The following is a 16,338-nucleotide window of genomic DNA, read 5'->3' on the forward strand; positions in this document are numbered from 1 at the left end:
CATGGGCAGCAGGAAAGTGAACACCGAAGGCATTGACGAGGAACTGTTGATAGCCTCCATCGGCAGACGCAGGCAGGACGGGACCCTGTACCACGCGCAGGAGCCGCCCGCGCCTGCTCCCGAAGAAAAAAGCGTCCCTGAAACGGAACCGCCGCCCGCGCAATACACGGCAAAGGAAAAACCGCAGAGGGACACTGTCCGCCGCAAACGGCAGGAGGACGACTATTCCGGGCTGTTCCTCCGCCGCAACGAGATAAAGACGCGCCAGTGCGTCTATATCAGCCGCGATGTCCACAGCAAGATTCTCAAAATCGTGAACGACATCGCCGGGCGTGAAATCTCGGTAGGCGGCTACGTGGACACCGTGCTGCGCCAACATCTGGAACAGCACAAGGAGAAAATAAACGAACTGTACAAGAAACAACGTGAAGACTTGATTTGAATATGGAAAAGAACCAGAAAAACAGAAGTCCGCAGCATGACGGCGGCGGTATGCTTGCCCAAGTGCAGGCGAGTGTGGAAATCCTATCCCCCGTGCCGTTAGGCGGCAAATGCGGTGAAAAGGACTATGAACGGCTGTTCATCCGTGAAGCCGAAGTGAAGGCACGCGAGGGAAAGATGGCGTATGTGCGTCCGGAGTACCACGACCGCATCATGCGCATCACCCGTGTGATCGGGCATGACAAATTGTCGCTGTCCGCCTACATCGACCATGTGCTTACGCACCACTTCAACCAGTGCGAGGAGGCGATAAAGAGCCTTTACGCCCAGAATTACGACGCAGTATTTTAACCCTCAAAAAGAGAACGTGCATGAGTGAAACAATAAGCATGACTGATATTCTGCTGACCGTATCGGTCGGCTGCAACCTGTGGTTCCTGTTCCTGCTCCTTTATGACAGGATCATGGAAACCAGACTTGTCCGCTTCCTAAGAAGCATAGCCGGAGTGTGGCGGTCGTTGGGCGGCACGGCGGCAAAGCCCGAAACGGTAAGGGACACACCGCCCGCAGACACCCCGGACATCATCGGCAAGAGCCGTTTCAGGATGGCATCGCCCCGGACAACCGCTGCCATACCGACGCAAGAAGCCGCCACTTCGGAAAAAGGCATTGAGCTGACGGAGGAAGAGACTACTTTTGACGACGGAAACACGGAAACCGTGTCCCGTCCCGCACAAGTCCCGGAGGATAAACTCGACGAAACCTTCACGAGCCTCACGCCTTCGGAACTGGAGTTCGGGGAGGACGAGCCGGAGGAAGAAACGCCCGACGCGCCGAGGGCATCGGGAAGCAGTTTCGACGAGATAGACGATGCGGTCAGAACCGCCAAGAACCCGGAAGCGACAACGACGGAACGGGAGCGGGCGGCAAAGGTCTTCACCGACATGGAAGGGACGGAGCTGTACGAGAAGCTGATGACCGGCTCGTCTGAAATGAGCATCCGCATCAAGGGACTTATCGAAATCCGGCTGAAGAAGAATAAACCGAAAAAGGATTTTGTCGTCCCGGACAGTATTGAGAACTTCGACATCCGCAACTATGTATAACGACTAAAAAAGAATGAGAATGAAAACGTAAGACGGCATCACCCACGCGCACGGCGGTACAAGGTACAGCCAATTCGCAACGGACACACCCAAGTCCGTAGAAACAAACGGGCAACCCACTAAACCAAAGTAAAGTAATCGAGTATCAACCGCCCGACAAAGGACCATCCACCCTTTGGACGGCACAAAACAAGAACAGTTTATGAACAAGAACAACAGACAGAAACTTATCCTCTCTGCGGCACTTCTGGTTGCCGCAACCGCCTCCGCCTTCGCGCAGGGAAACGGCATCGCGGGCATCAACGAAGCCACCTCTATGGTGAGTTCGTACTTCGACCCCGGCACGAAACTCATCTACGCCATCGGCGCGGTAGTCGGGCTTATCGGGGGCGTGAAAGTGTATGGGAAATTCTCGTCCGGCGATCCCGACACATCCAAGACTGCCGCCTCGTGGTTCGGGGCGTGCATCTTCCTGATTGTCGCCGCCACCATCCTGCGCTCATTCTTCCTTTAATAAACAATGTATGGCTGAATACCCGATAAACAAGGGTATCGGCCGTCCGGTAGAGTTCAAGGGTTTGAAGGCTCAGTACCTCTTCATCTTCTGCGGAGGTCTGCTGGCTCTCTTCGTCCTGTTCGTCATCCTCTACATGGTCGGCATCGACCAGTGGGTATGTATCGGCTTCGGCGTGGCATCGTCTTCCATCCTCGTATGGCAGACCTTCGCGCTGAACGCCCGGTACGGCGAACACGGACTGATGAAATTAGGGGCAACAAGGAGCCATCCCCGATACCTTATCAACCGGCGGCGGATCACCCGATTATTCAAACGGAAACGAAAGGAAGAAACGACATGAGGAATACATCCAAAATGACAACACTGGAAAACAAGTTCCCGCTATTGGCGGTGGAGCAAGGTTGCATCATCTCCAAAGACGCCGACATCACGGTGGCTTTCGAGGTGGAACTGCCGGAGCTTTATACCGTGACGGGTGCGGAGTACGAGGCTATACACGGCTGCTGGTGCAAGGCGATCAAGGTGCTGCCGGACTTCTCCGTCGTCCACAAGCAGGACTGGTTCATCAAGGAGAAGTACACGCCGGAACTTCACAAGGACGACATGAGTTTTTTGAGCCGCTCTTTCGAGCGGCACTTCAACGAGCGACCGTACCTGAAGCACACGTGCTACCTCTACCTGACCAAGACGACGAAGGAGCGTAACCGGATGCAGAGCAATTTCAGCACGCTGTGCCGGGGGCATATCATCCCGAAGGAACTGGACAAGGAAACAGCCGCGAAGTTCATGGAGGCTGCGGAACAGTTCGAGCGCATCATCAACGACAGCGGCTTTGTCAGGCTGCGCCGCCTCTCCACCGACGAGATCGTGGGGACAGACGGCAAAGCCGGACTGATAGAGCGTTACTTCTCGCTCATGCCCGAAGGCGACGCCACGTTACAGGACATAGACCTCTCGGCACGGGAGATGCGCATCGGCGACAATCGCCTGTGCCTGCACACCCTGTCCGACGCGGAAGACCTTCCCGGCACGGTGGCTACCGACACACGGTATGAGAAACTCTCCACCGACCGCTCGGACTGCCGCCTCTCCTTCGCCTCCCCGGTGGGGCTGCTGCTCTCCTGCAACCACATTTACAACCAGTACGTGATTATCGACAACAGCGAGGAGAACCTTCAAAAATTCGAGAAGTCCGCAAGGAATATGCAGTCGTTATCCCGATACAGCCGGAGCAACAGCATCAACCGCGAGTGGATAGACCGCTACCTGAACGAGGCGCACTCCTACGGGCTGACCTCGGTGCGGGCGCACTTCAACGTCATGGCGTGGAGCGACGACGCGGAAGAGCTGAAGCACATAAAGAACGACGTGGGCAGCCAGCTGGCAAGCATGGAGTGCGTGCCGCGCCACAACACCATCGACTGCCCGACACTTTATTGGGCGGCTATGCCCGGCAACGCGGCGGACTTTCCGGCGGAAGAGAGTTTCCACACCTTCATCGAACAGGCGGTGTGCCTCTTCACGGAGGAAACCAACTACCGCAGCTCGCTCTCGCCCTTCGGCATCAAGATGGTGGACAGGCTCACGGGAAAACCGCTGCACCTCGACATCAGTGACCTGCCGATGAAGCGGGGCATCACCACGAACCGTAACAAGTTCGTATTAGGTCCTTCGGGCAGTGGCAAGTCGTTCTTCATGAACCACCTCGTGCGGCAATACTACGAGCAGGGCGCGCATGTGGTATTGGTGGACACGGGAAACTCCTATCAAGGGCTATGCGAGATGATACGGCGCAAGACGGGCGGCACGGACGGCGTGTATTTTACCTACACGGAGGAGAAGCCCATCAGCTTCAACCCGTTCTATACCGACGACTACGTGTTCGACGTGGAGAAAAAGGACAGCATAAAGACGCTGCTGCTGACGCTCTGGAAGTCGGAGGACGACAAGGTGACGAAAACCGAAAGCGGGGAATTGGGCAGTGCCGTGAGTGCCTACATCGAGCGCATCAGGGCTGACCGGAGCATCGTCCCCTCGTTCAACACCTTCTACGAGTACATGCGCGACGACTACCGCAGGGAACTGGCGGAACGCGACATCAAGGTGGAGAAGGAGGACTTCAACATCGACAACATGCTCACCACCATGCGGCAGTATTACCGGGGCGGACGCTACGACTTCCTGCTCAACTCGGCGGAGAACATCGACCTGCTGGGCAAACGGTTCATCGTCTTCGAGATCGATTCCATCAAGGACAACCGCGAACTGTTCCCGGTAGTGACCATCATCATCATGGAAGCCTTCATCAACAAGATGCGGCGTCTGAAAGGTGTGAGAAAGCAGCTTATCGTGGAAGAGGCTTGGAAGGCTCTCTCGTCGGCGAACATGGCTGATTACCTGCGCTATATGTACAAGACGGTGCGCAAATACTTCGGTGAGGCAATCGTGGTGACGCAGGAGGTGGACGACATCATTTCCTCGCCCGTCGTCAAGGAGAGCATCATCAACAACTCGGACTGTAAAATCCTGCTTGACCAGCGCAAGTACATGAACAAGTTCGACCAGATTCAGGCGTTGCTCGGACTGACGGAGAAGGAGAAGTCGCAGATACTCTCCATCAACATGGCGAACAACCCCTCACGGCTCTACAAGGAGGTGTGGATAGGCTTGGGCGGCACGCAGTCGGCGGTCTATGCCACCGAGGTGAGCGCGGAAGAGTATCTGGCGTACACCACCGAGGAAACGGAAAAGGTGGAGGTGTACCGTCTGGCGGAGCAATTGGGCGGCGACATCGAAGCCGCCATCCGACAGCTTGCCGAAAGACGGAGAAACAAGCAGTAAGTAATCAATAATCGGTAAAACAGATTTATCAACGAAAAAAGAAAAGCGTATGAGCATATCAAGAATGAAGATGCTGCAAGTCAGCAAGTGTCTGATCGGATTGGCGGTCATGGTGCTGCAATCCTGCGACGTGGCGGAGAACCGCCGCGACCTGCTGTGCGGGAATTGGGAAAGCGTGGAGGGCAAGCCCGACGTGCTTATCTACAAGGAGGGCGAAGCCTACAAGGTGACGGTATTCAAACGGAGCGGCATCCGCCGCAGGCTGAAACCGGAAACCTACCTCTTGCAGGAGGAGAACGGCAACCTGTTCATGAACACCGGCTTCCGCATCGACGTGGCGTATAACGAAGCCACCGACGTGCTGACCTTCTCACCGAACGGGGACTACGTGCGTGTGAAGCCGCAGCCGGAAACTCCGGCAGGAAAATAAGAACCGCTAAAATCCAAAGAAACATGAGAACAAGAATAACATTCGTCATCTGCCTGTGCCTGCTTCTCGCGGGCAGGGCTTCCGCCCAATGGGTCGTGAGCGATCCGGGCAATCTGGCGCAGGGCATCATCAATGCCTCGAAGAACATCATCCACACCTCGAAGACCGCCACGAACATGGTGAATAACTTTCAGGAAACGGTGAAAATCTACGAGCAGGGCAAGAAGTATTACGACGCCCTCAAATCCGTGAACAATCTGGTCAAGGACGCCCGCAAGGTGCAGCAGACCATACTGATGGTAGGCGACATCACGGACATCTACGTGACCAGCTTCCAGAAGATGCTGCGCGACGACAACTTCACGGTGGAGGAACTCGGAGCCATCGCCTTCGGGTACACGAAGCTGCTGGAGGAATCCAATGACGTGCTTACGGAGTTGAAGAACGTGGTGAACATCACCACGCTCTCCATGACGGACAAGGAGCGCATGGACGTGGTGGAACGCTGCCACTCCAAGATGAAGCGTTACCGCAACCTCGTGAGCTACTACACCAACAAGAATATCAGCGTGAGCTACCTGCGTGCGAAGAAGAAAAACGACCTTGACCGCATCATGGGGCTGTACGGGAGCATGAACGAAAGATACTGGTAGCCTATGGAGTTCGACAACCTTCACCAGATTCTCCGCTCGCTCTACGAGCAGATGATGCCGCTGTGCGCCGACATGGCGGGCGTGGCGAAAGGCATCGCCGGGCTGGGCGCGCTCTTCTATGTCGCCTACCGGGTATGGCAGTCGTTGGCGAGAGCCGAACCGATAGACGTCTTCCCGATGCTCCGTCCCTTTGCCGTCGGTCTGTGCATCATGTTCTTCCCTACGGTGGTGCTTGGCACGATAAACAGCGTCCTCTCGCCCGTCGTGCAGGGTACGGCGAAACTGCTCGAAACGCAGACTTTGGACATGAACAAGTACCGGGAGCAGAAGGACAGGCTGGAATACGAGGCGATGGTGCGCAACCCCGAAACCGCCTACCTCGTGTCCAACGAGGAGTTTGACAAGCAACTGGAGGAATTGGGCTGGTCGCCCTCCGACATGGTGACGATGGCGGGGATGTATATCGACCGGGGGATGTACAAGATGAAGAAGGGCATCCGCGACTTCTTCCGCGAGATACTGGAACTGATGTTCCAAGCCGCCGCCCTCGTGATAGACACCATCCGCACCTTCTTCCTCGTGGTGCTGGCGATACTCGGTCCGATAGCCTTCGCCATATCGGTGTGGGACGGCTTCCAAAGCACGCTCACGCAGTGGATATGCCGCTACATTCAGGTCTATCTGTGGCTGCCCGTGTCGGACATATTCAGCACCATACTCGCCAAGATTCAGGTGTTGATGCTCCAGAGCGACATCGAGCGCATGCAGACCGACCCCAACTTCTCGCTGGATTCCAGCGACGGGGTGTATATCGTGTTCATGATAATCGGCATCATCGGCTACTTCACCATTCCGACGGTGGCGGGCTGGATCATCCAAGCCGGGGGCATGGGCGGCTACGGGCGCAACGTGAACCAGATGGCGGGACGCGCCGGAGGCATGGCGGGAAGCGTGGCGGGTGCTACCGCAGGCAACATGGTCGGACGTGCCGGGAAACTGCTGAAATAATCAATGTGGAATTATAAACGGAAAAAGTAAAATGGAATTCAAGTCACTCAAAAACATCGAATCATCGTTCAGGCAGATACGCCTGTTCGGTATCGTCTTCCTCTCGCTGTGCGCAGTGATAACGGTATGGAGCGTGTGGAGTTCCTACCGCTTCGCGGAGCGGCAGCGGGAAAAGATCTATGTGCTGGACAACGGCAAGTCGCTGATGCTGGCACTCTCGCAGGACCTCTCGCAGAACCGTCCGGCGGAAGCGAGGGAGCATGTGCGCCGCTTCCACGAGCTGTTCTTCACGCTCTCGCCCGAAAAGAGCGCGATAGAACACAACGTGAAGCGTGCGTTGCTGCTGGCAGACAAGAGCGTGTACAACTACTATTCGGACTTCGCCGAGAAGGGGTACTACAACCGCATCATCGCCGGTAACATCAACCAAGTGCTGAAGGTGGACAGCGTGGTGTGCGACTTCAACGGCTATCCCTACCGCACCGTGACCTACGCCACGCAGAAAATCATCCGGCAGAGCAACGTCACAGAGCGCAGCCTCGTGACCACGTGCCGCCTCTTGAACTCGTCCCGTTCGGACGACAACCCCAACGGGTTCACCATCGAGGGATTCACCATCATCGAGAACAAAGATTTACAAACCATCAAAAGGTAAACGGACATGAAGAAAATCAAGAAATCACTGTGGAGTGCGTACTGGAAACTCCACGACAAAAAGAAAATGCTGGTGGAACGGCTCAAAGGGTATCTGGACGGCTTGCCGCCGAAGACACGCAGGCGCATCGTGCTGGCGATGCTCATCGCATTCGCCGCACTTGCCCTCTACACCTTCGGTAAAGCCGTCTATGACATCGGCAGGAATGACGGCAGCCGGATGGAGATAGACCATGCCGGACAGGTGGAACTGTCCGTGAAGCCGGATAACAATCACAATGTAATACCTTATTTATATGGAACAGACGAAGAATGAACCCAAGAACGAAAACAAGGCGGCTCCCGGCAACGACAAGCCGAAAAAGGAGCGCAAGCCGCTGACCGAAGCCCAACGGCTGAAACGCCAGAAAATGATAGTGCTTCCCGCTATGGTGCTGGTATTCATCGGGGCTATGTGGCTGATATTCGCCCCGTCCTCCGGCAAGGAGCAGGAGCCGGGAACAAGCGGCTACAACATCGAGATGCCCGATGCGGACAAGGAGAACCGCCGGATTATCGGTGACAAGGCGAAAGCCTACGAGCAGGGGGCAATGGAGGAACGGCAGGAGAACCGCAGCCGCGCCATGCAGCAGTTGGGCGACCTGTTCGACCGCGAAACGGTGGAAGCGGATGGGGACAGCGACTTCGACCTTGCCAATCCCGGCGGAACGGAAGAGGCGGTGAAGCCAGCACCGAAGACCATCCAGTCCTCGGCAGCCGCCTACCGTGACCTCAATGCCACGCTCGGCAACTTCTACGAGCAGCCGAAGAACGACAATGCGGAGATGGACGAGCTGCTGGAACGCATCGCCACCCTCGAATCCGAACTGGAAAGCGGAAAAGAGAGAAGCTCCACGATGGACGAGCAGGTGGCACTCATGGAAAAATCCTACGAACTGGCGGCGAAGTACATGGGCGGTCAGAACGGCACGCAGGCGGCAGCGGGACAGACCGCAGAGCCGTCCCCCGTGCAGAAAACCGGAAAGAACACGGCAAAACCCGTCAGGCAAGTGACGCATCAGGTGGTGTCCTCGCTCGGACAGCCCATGAGCAATGCCGAATTTGTCGCTTCCTTCTCGCAGGAACGCAACCGCAGTTTCAACACGGCGGTGGGCGTTACAACCGTACCGGACAGGAACACCATACCGGCATGCGTCTATGGGGCGCAGAGCGTGACGGACGGGCAGGCGGTCAGGTTGCGGCTGTTGGAGCCGATGGCGGTAGCAGACCGGATCATCCCCCGTAATGCGGTGGTGGTCGGCGCAGCCAAGATTCAGGGTGAACGGCTCGGCATCGAAATCACCTCGCTGGAACACGACGGTACGGTTATCCCGGTGGAGTTGGAGGTCTATGACACGGACGGGCAGCCCGGCATATTCATCCCCAACTCGATGGAGATGAACGCCGTCAGGGAGGTTGCCGCCAACATGGGCGGTTCGCTCGGCAGTAGCATCAACATCTCCACCAATGCCGGGGCGCAGCTCGCCTCCGACTTGGGCAAGGGGCTGATACAAGGCACGAGCCAGTACATTGCCAAGAAGATGCGCACCGTCAAAGTGCATCTGAAAGCCGGGTACAGGGTCATGCTCTATCAGGAGAAGAACTGATGTATAATCATAAGAAATCCAATCAATAACAACAACCCACTAAATTCAAAGTAAAATGAGAAAAGTAATCATGATGTTTGCCCTCGCTATGGGCATCGCAACTGCCAACGCGCAGGAAAACGTAACCGTTGAAACGACCAACGGAAGTGAAGAACTGACCTTGACAAAAGAGGTCTATCCGCAGAAGGAGGCGGACGGCGACCTGTATCACGGTCTGACGAGAAAGCTGGGCTTTGACCGCATGGTTCCCCCGCACGGCTTGGAAGTGACCTACGACAAGACCGTGCATGTCATCTTCCCGGCGGAGGTGCGCTATGTCGATTTAGGCTCGCCCGACCTGATTGCGGGCAAAGCCGACGGAGCGGAGAACGTCATCCGTGTGAAGGCTACCGTGAGGAATTTCCCGAACGAAACCAACATGTCCGTCATCACGGAGGACGGGAGTTTCTACACCTTCAACGTGAAATACGCCGCCGAACCGCTGCTGCTCAACGTGGAGATGTGCGACTTCATCCATGACGGCGAGGCGGTGAACCGTCCGAACAACGCGCAGGAAATCTACCTGAAAGAATTAGGCAGCGAAAGTCCGATGCTGGTGCGCCTTATCATGAAGTCCATCCACAAGCAGAACAAACGTGAGGTGAAGCATATCGGCTGCAAGCGTTTCGGCATCCAGTACCTTCTGAAAGGCATCTACACGCACAACGGGCTTCTGTATTTCCACACGGAAATCAAGAACCAGAGCAACGTGCCTTTCGATGTGGACTACATCACATGGAAAATCGTGGACAAGAAGGTGGCGAAGCGTACCGCCGTGCAGGAGCGTATCATCCTGCCGCTCCGCGCGCAGAACTACGCCACGCTCGTGCCGGGCAAAAAAAGCGAACGCACGGTCTTCACGATGGCGAAGTTCACCATACCCGACGGCAAGTGCCTCGTGGTGGAGCTGAACGAGAAGAACGGCGGCCGTCACCAGTCCTTCGTGATCGAGAACGAGGACTTGGTGCGCGCCAATACCATCAACGAACTTCAAGTGCGCTGACCATGAGAAAGTACATCGCAATAATCATCGCGTCGCTTGCCCTGTTCACGGGGCAGGCGCACGCCCAGCGATGCCTGCCGAAGATGCAGGGCATCGAGGTCAGGGCGAATCTGGCGGACGGCTTCAAACCCGGCGGCAACGACGGCGGGTACAGTTTCGGGGCGGCTCTCTCCACCTACACGAAGAAGGGGAACAAATGGGTGTTCGGAGGTGAGTATCTCCTGAAAAACAACCCGTACAAGGACACCGCCATACCTGTGGCGCAGTTCACGGCGGAAGGCGGCTACTATTTCAAGATACTTTCCGATGCCCGTAAAATCGTGTTCGTCTATGCGGGGGCTTCGGCTCTCGCCGGGTATGAATCGGTGAATTGGGGCGAAAAAGTGCTGCATGACGGTTCGACACTGCACGACCGGGACGCCTTCATCTACGGCGGTGCGCTGACGCTCGATGTAGAGTTTTACGTGGCTGACCGTATCGCCCTGCTCGCCAACCTCCGGGAGCGTTGCCTGTGGGGTGGCGACACGAAGAAGTTCCATACCCAATTCGGGGTGGGCATCAAGTTCGTCATCAACTGACACGCGGCATGGAACGGACGGATATAGACACCATGAGGCAAATATCCCTCGCGGACTTTCTCGCGCGGTTGGGGCATGAGCCTGTCCGAAGGAGCGGAAACGAACTTTGGTATCGTGCGCCGTACCGCAGTGAGCGCACGCCCTCTTTCCGTGTGAACGTGGCGAAACGGCTCTGGTACGACTTCGGTTTGGGCAAGGGCGGTGACATCTTCACGCTTGCCGGGGAGTTTGCCCGAAGCGGTGACTTCATGGCGCAGGCAAGATTCATAGCGGAAACCGCCCGTATGCCGTTTGTCGCATCGGAAAAGCCGTTGTACCTGCCGGAACCGTCCGAACCTGCCTTTGAGGGGGTGGAAGCCGTCCCACTGCTCCGCTCACCATTAACAGAGTATCTGGCGGAACGGGGCATCCCTTATGCCGTTGCATCCCGTCACTGCTGCCGCTTGAACTACGGCGTGCGTGGAAAACGGTATTTCGCAATCGGTTTCCAGAACGTGGTTGGCGGCTATGAAATCCGGAGCCGTTATTTCAAGGGTTGCGTGCCGCCGAAGGATGTGTCGCTGGTCAAAATGGAAAGTTCTCCGACTGGCGTGTGCAGTTTATTTGAAGGATTTATGGACTTCCTTTCCGCTGCCACGCTTGGATTGGAAACAGGCGACAGCCTTGTGCTGAACTCCGTCGCCAACGTGGGTAAGGCGGTAAAACACTTAGACGGGTACGGGCGCATCGACTGCTTCCTCGACCGTGACGAAGCCGGGCGGAGGACGCTGGAAGCCCTCAAAGGACACTACGGCGGACGTGTCTGTAACTGTTCCGCACTCTATGACGGTTGCAAGGACTTGAACGAGTATCTGCAACTGACAGCAAAAAAGAAATGAACAATAACTTAAAAATCAAAGGACAATGAACATACTGAACAACAAGAACAAGAGAATATCCATCTTCAAGGCGTTGGCACTCTGCCTGTTCGCCGCCGTGTCGCTCACGCTCGCATCGTGTGACGATGACATGGACATCCAGCAATCCTATCCGTTCACGGTGGAAACGATGCCCGTACCGAACAAGGTCACAAAGGGGCAGACGGTGGAAATCCGCTGTGAACTGAAAAGGACGGGCGATTACGCCAACACGCTCTACACCATCCGGTATTTCCAGTTCGAAGGGGAAGGCACGCTGAAAATGGCGGGCGGCATTACTTTTCTGCCCAATGACCGCTACCTGCTCGAAAACGAGAAGTTCCGGCTGTACTATACGGCTGAGGGCGACGAGGCGCACAACTTCATCGTGGTGGTGGAGGACAATTTCAAAAATTCCTACGAATTGGAATTTGACTTCAACAACCGGAACGTGAAGGACGACATTCAGACCGTCATCCCCATAGGCAATTACAAACCTCTGCCAAGATGATGCGTGTATTCATGGCTATCCTCTGTTCGCTGCTGGCGGTCTGCTCCGTGTCCGCACGGGACAGCCGTCGGAAGGGGACGGACAGGCAGGCGGCAATCTACCGCCTGCCGCCTTTTGAGCGGGCGGTTCGCTGTACGAAGTATTTTGAAGGCTGGCACTCGGAGAAACACCACCCATACGTGGGCTGGGGTCATCAGGTGCAGCCGGGGGAAAGGTATTCGGCACGCACCATGACGAAGCGGCAGGCGGACGCACTCCTGCGGAAAGACTTGCGTAAGTTCTGCGCCATGTTCCGTAAGTTCGGGCGTGACAGTCTGCTCCTTGCCACGCTCGCCTACAATGTCGGTCCATACCGGCTTTTGGGGAGCGGGAAGATACCCAAAAGCACGCTGATCCGAAAATTGGAGGCGGGCGACAGGAACATTTACCGGGAATATATCGCTTTCTGCAACTACAAGGGGAAACGGCACGCCATGCTGCTCAAACGGAGAAAGGCGGAGTTTGCGCTGCTGTACATTCCGTAACATGGCAAATGCCTGACAAATGAAACTCCGATGAAGCCGCAACTTCATCGGAGTTTCCGCTTTTCATACATTCGGGATTTTTCCTTTGCCGATTACTTCACCGTCCCTGCAATGCTCTATGATGCCGGGCGAAAATCCCATCTCCCCGATTGCGATATGCCGGATATACTCCACATATTCCTGACCTTGAAAAATCCTGCCCGTGAGGTTTTTGAAAATCATCCTTATGCTTGTTCCGTCATCGCTGTGCAGGATGATTTTTCCGTTCTGTCTGATTTCTTCCATGATTGAAACTTGTTTTTGTGAATACTATCGTAGATTGGGACAGCGGTTTCTTTGCTACTTTCTTTGTCCGCCGTCATGCTCACCGAAAGAAAGTAGGGCGGCTTTGTCCGCCGCCACTCAAAAATGGGTGTAGAGTCCTGTTACCATCGTGAACATTTCTTCCAGCATATCGCAATATATGCCATCGTGTGTTTCGATGTCCTTCGTCTTGCACTCGAATGTCTTTTTGCTGAACGTCCTGCGGTAGAAACGCATATTGTAGAGGTCTAAGCCGGCATCGTAGATGATGTCAAGGCGGTTGGCACTCGTCTTGTTCCTCGCAAGGCTCATGCGCAGTCCGTTACCCATATCTATAAAGTCCTTGCTTCCCGTCATGGCGGCAAAGCGTCTGCCGCCTATCTGCTGTAAAATAGTCTTCGCTATCATGCTTTTCTTGGTTGTAGGTTGGCGGTGCGGACACCGCCAACTTGTTTAACATTCTGTTATCTCGGCAATGGGTGTGTTTCGTTTCAACCATTCCATCAGGCACTCCATATTGTACTCGCTTGTGATGACTGCCGTATGGCTGTTGATGGCGGTAAACCTGCTGCTCTCGTAGTCGTCTATCCACCCTTTTAGGGTATCAACTCCCCACGCTTCGGCATCGTCAAAGATGCCGTCCAATACTTTGATAGGCTCACTGAACTTCACTATCAGCGTTTGATAGGCTGCGTTCATCGTCTGTCCTCCTTTCCTTCCTTTGCCGTGAGCCACTCATCCCGTGCTTCTCGGCACTCGTCCAATGTGGGTTTGACACAAGAGAACAACTCTCCGTCTGTGGGGTGGCGGTAGTCGTACTGCACAAGTGTCCGCTTGCGTCTGCCGATACCTAATTGGAAACGCTCGTATTTCTCCGTACCTGCTTCCGTGCAGGTGCTTACTCCGTTGATGGTCATCCGTGTTGCCATAATCGTTGATTTTAGGGTGGTTAAAAATGTACTGACAAAACTCTGTTCTTCATCACCATTTCGGGGTCGCTCGTGTAGCGTTGGTGCAGGTAGAAATGGTGGGAACCGAAGCCGTAAAGGAAAAACCTGTCAAGTCCGTGCTTCTCGGCAAAGTTCTTTACACTCCGTCTTAACTGCTCCTCACTCGTTGCAAGAGTGAGGAGGTTCACAAATTCAAGGAACATCGTGGGGATTTTATCGTCCCACAGACAAACCATGCTTTCAATTTTTACTTCCATACTATTGGGTATTATAGGTTGATACTATGCCGCTTCCATCCGCTGGCGGATAAGGTTCACGTTGCTGTTCACAAGGTTTACAATGCGGTCGTGGTACTCGGTATTGGAATTGTGCAAGCCACGACTTTGCACCACTTCCAATGTCTTCAAGGAAACCTCCACCGTTTCTATGCGCTTGCCGTCAATGGTAGCGGATAGGATAAGAGAGTTCTTTTCAAGGAAATAGGAGTTGGAAAACACGCAATGGTGCAGTTCCGTCCCTTCCGCTGCAAACTCCGCAACGCTCTCCAACACACGCACCTGCAAAGTGCCGTCCGTGAAGGCGATGCCGAAGAATATGCCTTTGAGTTTGCGGTATGCCTTCTCGTGTTTCTTCGCTTGGCGGATGCGTTCCTCCAACTTCTTGCGTTCTATCTCCTTGTTGCGCTTGTGCATAAGTCTGTCGTGTTCGGCTTTGAGGTCGGAGGGACAGACGTACTTCGGGCTGTTCGTGTCCTTGCCGAAATGCCGCAGGAGGTCTATGGTGTCACGCCACATGGAGCCGTCAGCAATGGTGTAGCCGTTGCGGATACATATCTTTACGGATGCCCAATACCTCTCTATGTCAAAGGAACTGCGGATATAGTGGCGCAACATGGGGTATTGCCCTGCCTTCAACAGCGTTTCGGCTCGGCTGTCGGAAAGGATAGCCGTGAAAAGGTCGTAAGGCAGTATGTTGTGGTATTCGCCATTGAAGCCGTTGCGTTTCAGTTCGGGTATGAAACGCTGTCGGGGATAGGTGCAGACGGGGTTTATATCGTATGCACGGAGTTTGTTGTTCTTGCGTACCTCCATGTCGCTGTATTCCGCCCATAGGTCGTAGTAAAGTATGGACATTCCACGCAGTCGGGCAATGGTGACGGTTGTGCCTTTGGGCGAAATCCACCTTTGCACCACTTCATAAATGGAATACCCGGCTGCCTGCCCTGCCTTGTATTGGGACTTGACGAAGAAGAAGCGTATCACTTGGTACTGCTTGCAGGTGGTGATGATGCAGAAATACTCGTTCTCGCTGAACACGCTCTTTCGGGTGCGCAACGCTTCCAACTCCATGCCGCAATGCGGGCAGGTGCATCCGCAAACGGTGTCCGCAAGGTTGTGTTCACTCCTCCACGAATGTCCGCACTCGGTGCAGATGTTCGTGCCGTCCGCCCTCTTGATGGCGTAATGTTTGAAGCAATGGCGGAAAGCGTAAGCCCTCTGTGTGGCGGTCAATTTCGGCAGTCGCTCGCTCAATCGTGCGACTTCCTGCTGTATGGGTGTTCTCGGTTTCATAATCAGAAATTGAATAGGTTGGGTTGTTGTACTTCTTGTGCGGTCGCTTTGGTGGCGGTTCTCGGCTTGCTGCGGTTCTGCAACTTGCGGAGTTCCTCCTCTTGGTATCTGCGGACTGCGTTCTGCCGTGCTTCCGCCTTTTCCTCTGCCGTGAGTTCCACAACGTGGTTCACCGCCACTTGGCACTGAATGGGCTTGCCTACCTCTATCTCGTTCTCGTCATAGTAGTGGACGGCTTGCCCGAATATCTCCCCGTCCGTGAAGCCGTTGCAACCGCTCCGCTGCACGTAGTTGAGAATGTAGGTGACACAATCGTCTATGTTCTTGGCAGGGTTGCGGTAGTTCCTCGCAAAGAGCGTATCTTCCGCTGCACGCTGCTCCAGATACATCTGTATCGTTCTCTTGAAATGTTCTGTTCCTTTCATATCGCTGTCTTTTTTAGATTGTCTGTTTCAGTATTTCTCTCCAATAGGTCGGCTCTACCTCGCTCAGAAGGAAGTCTGTAAAGTCCCTCCGTGCGTCCTTGTTCAGTTCTCGGTAGAGTTCACGGAACACGGATATGTTGCCGTTGATGTACGTTTCCACCATGTACACGAAGATGTTGTCCACCTCGTAGTATCTGCACTGCTGCGCTGCCGTTTTGCTGCTTCTCTTTGCCATGTCAGTA

General features: G+C 54.9%; 25 protein-coding genes. 17 read left to right on the top strand and 8 right to left on the bottom strand.

What is annotated here, in order from left to right; translation table 11 throughout:
* Position 1 precedes the first annotated feature (1 nt).
* The 17 genes from NBH07_RS09615 to NBH07_RS09695 all read left to right on the top strand — a co-directional run bounded on the left by NBH07_RS09615 (position 2) and on the right by NBH07_RS09695 (position 12,847).
* A complete protein-coding gene (locus NBH07_RS09615) occupies positions 2-442 on the top strand; it encodes a DUF3408 domain-containing protein (RefSeq protein ID WP_007366516.1) in 441 nt (146 codons plus the stop codon).
* A gap of 2 nt (positions 443-444) precedes the next feature.
* Positions 445-792 (top strand): DUF3408 domain-containing protein, encoded by a 348-nt coding sequence (locus NBH07_RS09620; RefSeq protein ID WP_028899187.1) that lies wholly within the window; start codon positions 445-447, stop codon positions 790-792.
* A 20-nt stretch (positions 793-812) separates the two neighbouring features.
* Entirely contained in the window at positions 813-1,547 is a 735-nt protein-coding gene (locus NBH07_RS09625; RefSeq protein WP_007366514.1) for a hypothetical protein, read from the top strand.
* A 202-nt stretch (positions 1,548-1,749) separates the two neighbouring features.
* On the top strand, positions 1,750-2,061 hold the full coding sequence (locus tag NBH07_RS09630) for a DUF4134 domain-containing protein (protein ID WP_009016663.1): 312 nt from the start codon (positions 1,750-1,752) through the stop codon (positions 2,059-2,061).
* A gap of 10 nt (positions 2,062-2,071) precedes the next feature.
* Positions 2,072-2,404, top strand: coding sequence for a DUF4133 domain-containing protein (locus NBH07_RS09635; protein WP_007366512.1), 333 nt, complete (start codon positions 2,072-2,074; stop codon positions 2,402-2,404).
* Positions 2,401-4,905 carry a TraG family conjugative transposon ATPase gene (locus NBH07_RS09640; RefSeq protein ID WP_005850488.1) on the top strand — a complete coding sequence of 835 codons (2,505 nt, stop codon included), beginning with the start codon at positions 2,401-2,403 and terminating at the stop codon, positions 4,903-4,905. The genes NBH07_RS09635 and NBH07_RS09640 overlap by 4 nt, the downstream gene beginning before the upstream one ends.
* Before the next feature lie 49 nt (positions 4,906-4,954).
* Positions 4,955-5,335 (top strand): DUF3876 domain-containing protein, encoded by a 381-nt coding sequence (locus tag NBH07_RS09645; RefSeq protein WP_007366509.1) that lies wholly within the window; start codon positions 4,955-4,957, stop codon positions 5,333-5,335.
* Between the two features lie 23 nt (positions 5,336-5,358).
* Positions 5,359-5,988 carry a DUF4141 domain-containing protein gene (locus tag NBH07_RS09650; protein ID WP_007366508.1) on the top strand — a complete coding sequence of 210 codons (630 nt, stop codon included), beginning with the start codon at positions 5,359-5,361 and terminating at the stop codon, positions 5,986-5,988.
* A gap of 3 nt (positions 5,989-5,991) precedes the next feature.
* Complete coding sequence (gene traJ / locus NBH07_RS09655; RefSeq protein ID WP_007366507.1) at positions 5,992-6,996, top strand: conjugative transposon protein TraJ; 1,005 nt, start codon at positions 5,992-5,994, stop codon at positions 6,994-6,996.
* 31 nt (positions 6,997-7,027) lie between these two features.
* Positions 7,028-7,651 carry a conjugative transposon protein TraK gene (traK, locus tag NBH07_RS09660; RefSeq protein WP_007366506.1) on the top strand — a complete coding sequence of 208 codons (624 nt, stop codon included), beginning with the start codon at positions 7,028-7,030 and terminating at the stop codon, positions 7,649-7,651.
* Between the two features lie 6 nt (positions 7,652-7,657).
* Positions 7,658-7,966, top strand: a complete 309-nt coding sequence (locus tag NBH07_RS09665) for a TraL conjugative transposon family protein (protein ID WP_007366505.1) — start codon at positions 7,658-7,660, stop codon at positions 7,964-7,966.
* Complete coding sequence (traM, locus tag NBH07_RS09670; RefSeq protein ID WP_007366504.1) at positions 7,947-9,296, top strand: conjugative transposon protein TraM; 1,350 nt, start codon at positions 7,947-7,949, stop codon at positions 9,294-9,296. The genes NBH07_RS09665 and traM overlap by 20 nt, the downstream gene beginning before the upstream one ends.
* Positions 9,297-9,351: 55 nt before the next feature.
* Positions 9,352-10,338 carry a conjugative transposon protein TraN gene (traN, locus tag NBH07_RS09675; protein ID WP_007366503.1) on the top strand — a complete coding sequence of 329 codons (987 nt, stop codon included), beginning with the start codon at positions 9,352-9,354 and terminating at the stop codon, positions 10,336-10,338.
* Between the two features lie 2 nt (positions 10,339-10,340).
* Positions 10,341-10,916 carry a conjugal transfer protein TraO gene (locus NBH07_RS09680; protein WP_007366502.1) on the top strand — a complete coding sequence of 192 codons (576 nt, stop codon included), beginning with the start codon at positions 10,341-10,343 and terminating at the stop codon, positions 10,914-10,916.
* An 8-nt stretch (positions 10,917-10,924) separates the two neighbouring features.
* Entirely contained in the window at positions 10,925-11,794 is an 870-nt protein-coding gene (locus NBH07_RS09685) for a toprim domain-containing protein (protein WP_007366501.1), read from the top strand.
* A 25-nt stretch (positions 11,795-11,819) separates the two neighbouring features.
* Positions 11,820-12,323 (top strand): DUF3872 domain-containing protein, encoded by a 504-nt coding sequence (locus tag NBH07_RS09690; RefSeq protein ID WP_007366500.1) that lies wholly within the window; start codon positions 11,820-11,822, stop codon positions 12,321-12,323.
* Positions 12,320-12,847, top strand: a complete 528-nt coding sequence (locus NBH07_RS09695) for a glycoside hydrolase family protein (RefSeq protein ID WP_007366499.1) — start codon at positions 12,320-12,322, stop codon at positions 12,845-12,847. Before NBH07_RS09690 ends, NBH07_RS09695 begins: the two co-directional genes overlap by 4 nt.
* Positions 12,848-12,910: 63 nt before the next feature.
* Here NBH07_RS09695 and NBH07_RS09700 read toward each other — a convergent pair whose 3' ends face one another.
* The 8 genes from NBH07_RS09700 to NBH07_RS09735 all read right to left on the bottom strand — a co-directional run bounded on the left by NBH07_RS09700 (position 12,911) and on the right by NBH07_RS09735 (position 16,331).
* Positions 12,911-13,132, bottom strand: coding sequence for a DUF7688 family protein (locus tag NBH07_RS09700; protein WP_007366498.1), 222 nt, complete (start codon positions 13,130-13,132; stop codon positions 12,911-12,913).
* Positions 13,133-13,249: 117 nt separating this feature from the next.
* Complete coding sequence (locus NBH07_RS09705) at positions 13,250-13,558, bottom strand: hypothetical protein (protein WP_007366497.1); 309 nt, start codon at positions 13,556-13,558, stop codon at positions 13,250-13,252.
* 45 nt (positions 13,559-13,603) lie between these two features.
* Positions 13,604-13,849, bottom strand: a complete 246-nt coding sequence (locus NBH07_RS09710; RefSeq protein WP_007366496.1) for a DUF6956 domain-containing protein — start codon at positions 13,847-13,849, stop codon at positions 13,604-13,606.
* Positions 13,846-14,079: a DUF3873 domain-containing protein gene (locus NBH07_RS09715; protein WP_007366495.1), complete on the bottom strand. Its 234-nt coding sequence runs from the start codon at positions 14,077-14,079 to the stop codon at positions 13,846-13,848. The genes NBH07_RS09710 and NBH07_RS09715 overlap by 4 nt, the downstream gene beginning before the upstream one ends.
* 20 nt (positions 14,080-14,099) lie before the next feature.
* Positions 14,100-14,357 carry a DUF8466 domain-containing protein gene (locus NBH07_RS09720; RefSeq protein WP_007366494.1) on the bottom strand — a complete coding sequence of 86 codons (258 nt, stop codon included), beginning with the start codon at positions 14,355-14,357 and terminating at the stop codon, positions 14,100-14,102.
* A gap of 24 nt (positions 14,358-14,381) precedes the next feature.
* A complete protein-coding gene (locus NBH07_RS09725; RefSeq protein ID WP_014224642.1) occupies positions 14,382-15,671 on the bottom strand; it encodes a PcfJ domain-containing protein in 1,290 nt (429 codons plus the stop codon).
* A gap of 2 nt (positions 15,672-15,673) precedes the next feature.
* The gene (locus NBH07_RS09730; protein ID WP_007366492.1) at positions 15,674-16,096 is read right to left on the bottom strand and encodes a PcfK-like family protein; all 423 of its coding nucleotides are present in this window, start codon (positions 16,094-16,096) and stop codon (positions 15,674-15,676) included.
* A gap of 13 nt (positions 16,097-16,109) precedes the next feature.
* A complete protein-coding gene (locus NBH07_RS09735) occupies positions 16,110-16,331 on the bottom strand; it encodes a hypothetical protein (protein ID WP_007366491.1) in 222 nt (73 codons plus the stop codon).
* Positions 16,332-16,338 lie beyond the last annotated feature (7 nt).

It is taken from the genome of Parabacteroides sp. B2-S-102 (assembly GCF_023656665.1).
GTDB classification, from domain to species: Bacteria; Bacteroidota; Bacteroidia; order Bacteroidales; family Tannerellaceae; genus Parabacteroides; species Parabacteroides distasonis.

Excerpts from the sequence above, each read along its gene's own strand:
- traJ (WP_007366507.1), top strand. The coding sequence starts at position 5,992 with ATGGAGTTCGACAACCTTCACCAGATTCTCCGCTCGCTCTACGAGCAG.
- NBH07_RS09695 (WP_007366499.1), top strand. The coding sequence starts at position 12,320 with ATGATGCGTGTATTCATGGCTATCCTCTGTTCGCTGCTGGCGGTCTGC.
- NBH07_RS09715 (WP_007366495.1), bottom strand. The coding sequence starts at position 14,079 with ATGGCAACACGGATGACCATCAACGGAGTAAGCACCTGCACGGAAGCA.
- NBH07_RS09680 (WP_007366502.1), top strand. The coding sequence starts at position 10,341 with ATGAGAAAGTACATCGCAATAATCATCGCGTCGCTTGCCCTGTTCACG.
- NBH07_RS09700 (WP_007366498.1), bottom strand. The coding sequence starts at position 13,132 with ATGGAAGAAATCAGACAGAACGGAAAAATCATCCTGCACAGCGATGAC.
- NBH07_RS09685 (WP_007366501.1), top strand. The coding sequence starts at position 10,925 with ATGGAACGGACGGATATAGACACCATGAGGCAAATATCCCTCGCGGAC.
- traK (WP_007366506.1), top strand. The coding sequence starts at position 7,028 with ATGGAATTCAAGTCACTCAAAAACATCGAATCATCGTTCAGGCAGATA.
- NBH07_RS09625 (WP_007366514.1), top strand. The coding sequence starts at position 813 with ATGAGTGAAACAATAAGCATGACTGATATTCTGCTGACCGTATCGGTC.
- NBH07_RS09620 (WP_028899187.1), top strand. The coding sequence starts at position 445 with ATGGAAAAGAACCAGAAAAACAGAAGTCCGCAGCATGACGGCGGCGGT.
- NBH07_RS09725 (WP_014224642.1), bottom strand. The coding sequence starts at position 15,671 with ATGAAACCGAGAACACCCATACAGCAGGAAGTCGCACGATTGAGCGAG.
- traN (WP_007366503.1), top strand. The coding sequence starts at position 9,352 with ATGAGAAAAGTAATCATGATGTTTGCCCTCGCTATGGGCATCGCAACT.
- NBH07_RS09690 (WP_007366500.1), top strand. The coding sequence starts at position 11,820 with ATGAACATACTGAACAACAAGAACAAGAGAATATCCATCTTCAAGGCG.
- NBH07_RS09720 (WP_007366494.1), bottom strand. The coding sequence starts at position 14,357 with ATGGAAGTAAAAATTGAAAGCATGGTTTGTCTGTGGGACGATAAAATC.
- NBH07_RS09705 (WP_007366497.1), bottom strand. The coding sequence starts at position 13,558 with ATGATAGCGAAGACTATTTTACAGCAGATAGGCGGCAGACGCTTTGCC.
- NBH07_RS09615 (WP_007366516.1), top strand. The coding sequence starts at position 2 with ATGGGCAGCAGGAAAGTGAACACCGAAGGCATTGACGAGGAACTGTTG.
- traM (WP_007366504.1), top strand. The coding sequence starts at position 7,947 with ATGGAACAGACGAAGAATGAACCCAAGAACGAAAACAAGGCGGCTCCC.
- NBH07_RS09730 (WP_007366492.1), bottom strand. The coding sequence starts at position 16,096 with ATGAAAGGAACAGAACATTTCAAGAGAACGATACAGATGTATCTGGAG.
- NBH07_RS09665 (WP_007366505.1), top strand. The coding sequence starts at position 7,658 with ATGAAGAAAATCAAGAAATCACTGTGGAGTGCGTACTGGAAACTCCAC.
- NBH07_RS09710 (WP_007366496.1), bottom strand. The coding sequence starts at position 13,849 with ATGAACGCAGCCTATCAAACGCTGATAGTGAAGTTCAGTGAGCCTATC.
- NBH07_RS09640 (WP_005850488.1), top strand. The coding sequence starts at position 2,401 with ATGAGGAATACATCCAAAATGACAACACTGGAAAACAAGTTCCCGCTA.
- NBH07_RS09650 (WP_007366508.1), top strand. The coding sequence starts at position 5,359 with ATGAGAACAAGAATAACATTCGTCATCTGCCTGTGCCTGCTTCTCGCG.
- NBH07_RS09735 (WP_007366491.1), bottom strand. The coding sequence starts at position 16,331 with ATGGCAAAGAGAAGCAGCAAAACGGCAGCGCAGCAGTGCAGATACTAC.
- NBH07_RS09645 (WP_007366509.1), top strand. The coding sequence starts at position 4,955 with ATGAGCATATCAAGAATGAAGATGCTGCAAGTCAGCAAGTGTCTGATC.
- NBH07_RS09630 (WP_009016663.1), top strand. The coding sequence starts at position 1,750 with ATGAACAAGAACAACAGACAGAAACTTATCCTCTCTGCGGCACTTCTG.
- NBH07_RS09635 (WP_007366512.1), top strand. The coding sequence starts at position 2,072 with ATGGCTGAATACCCGATAAACAAGGGTATCGGCCGTCCGGTAGAGTTC.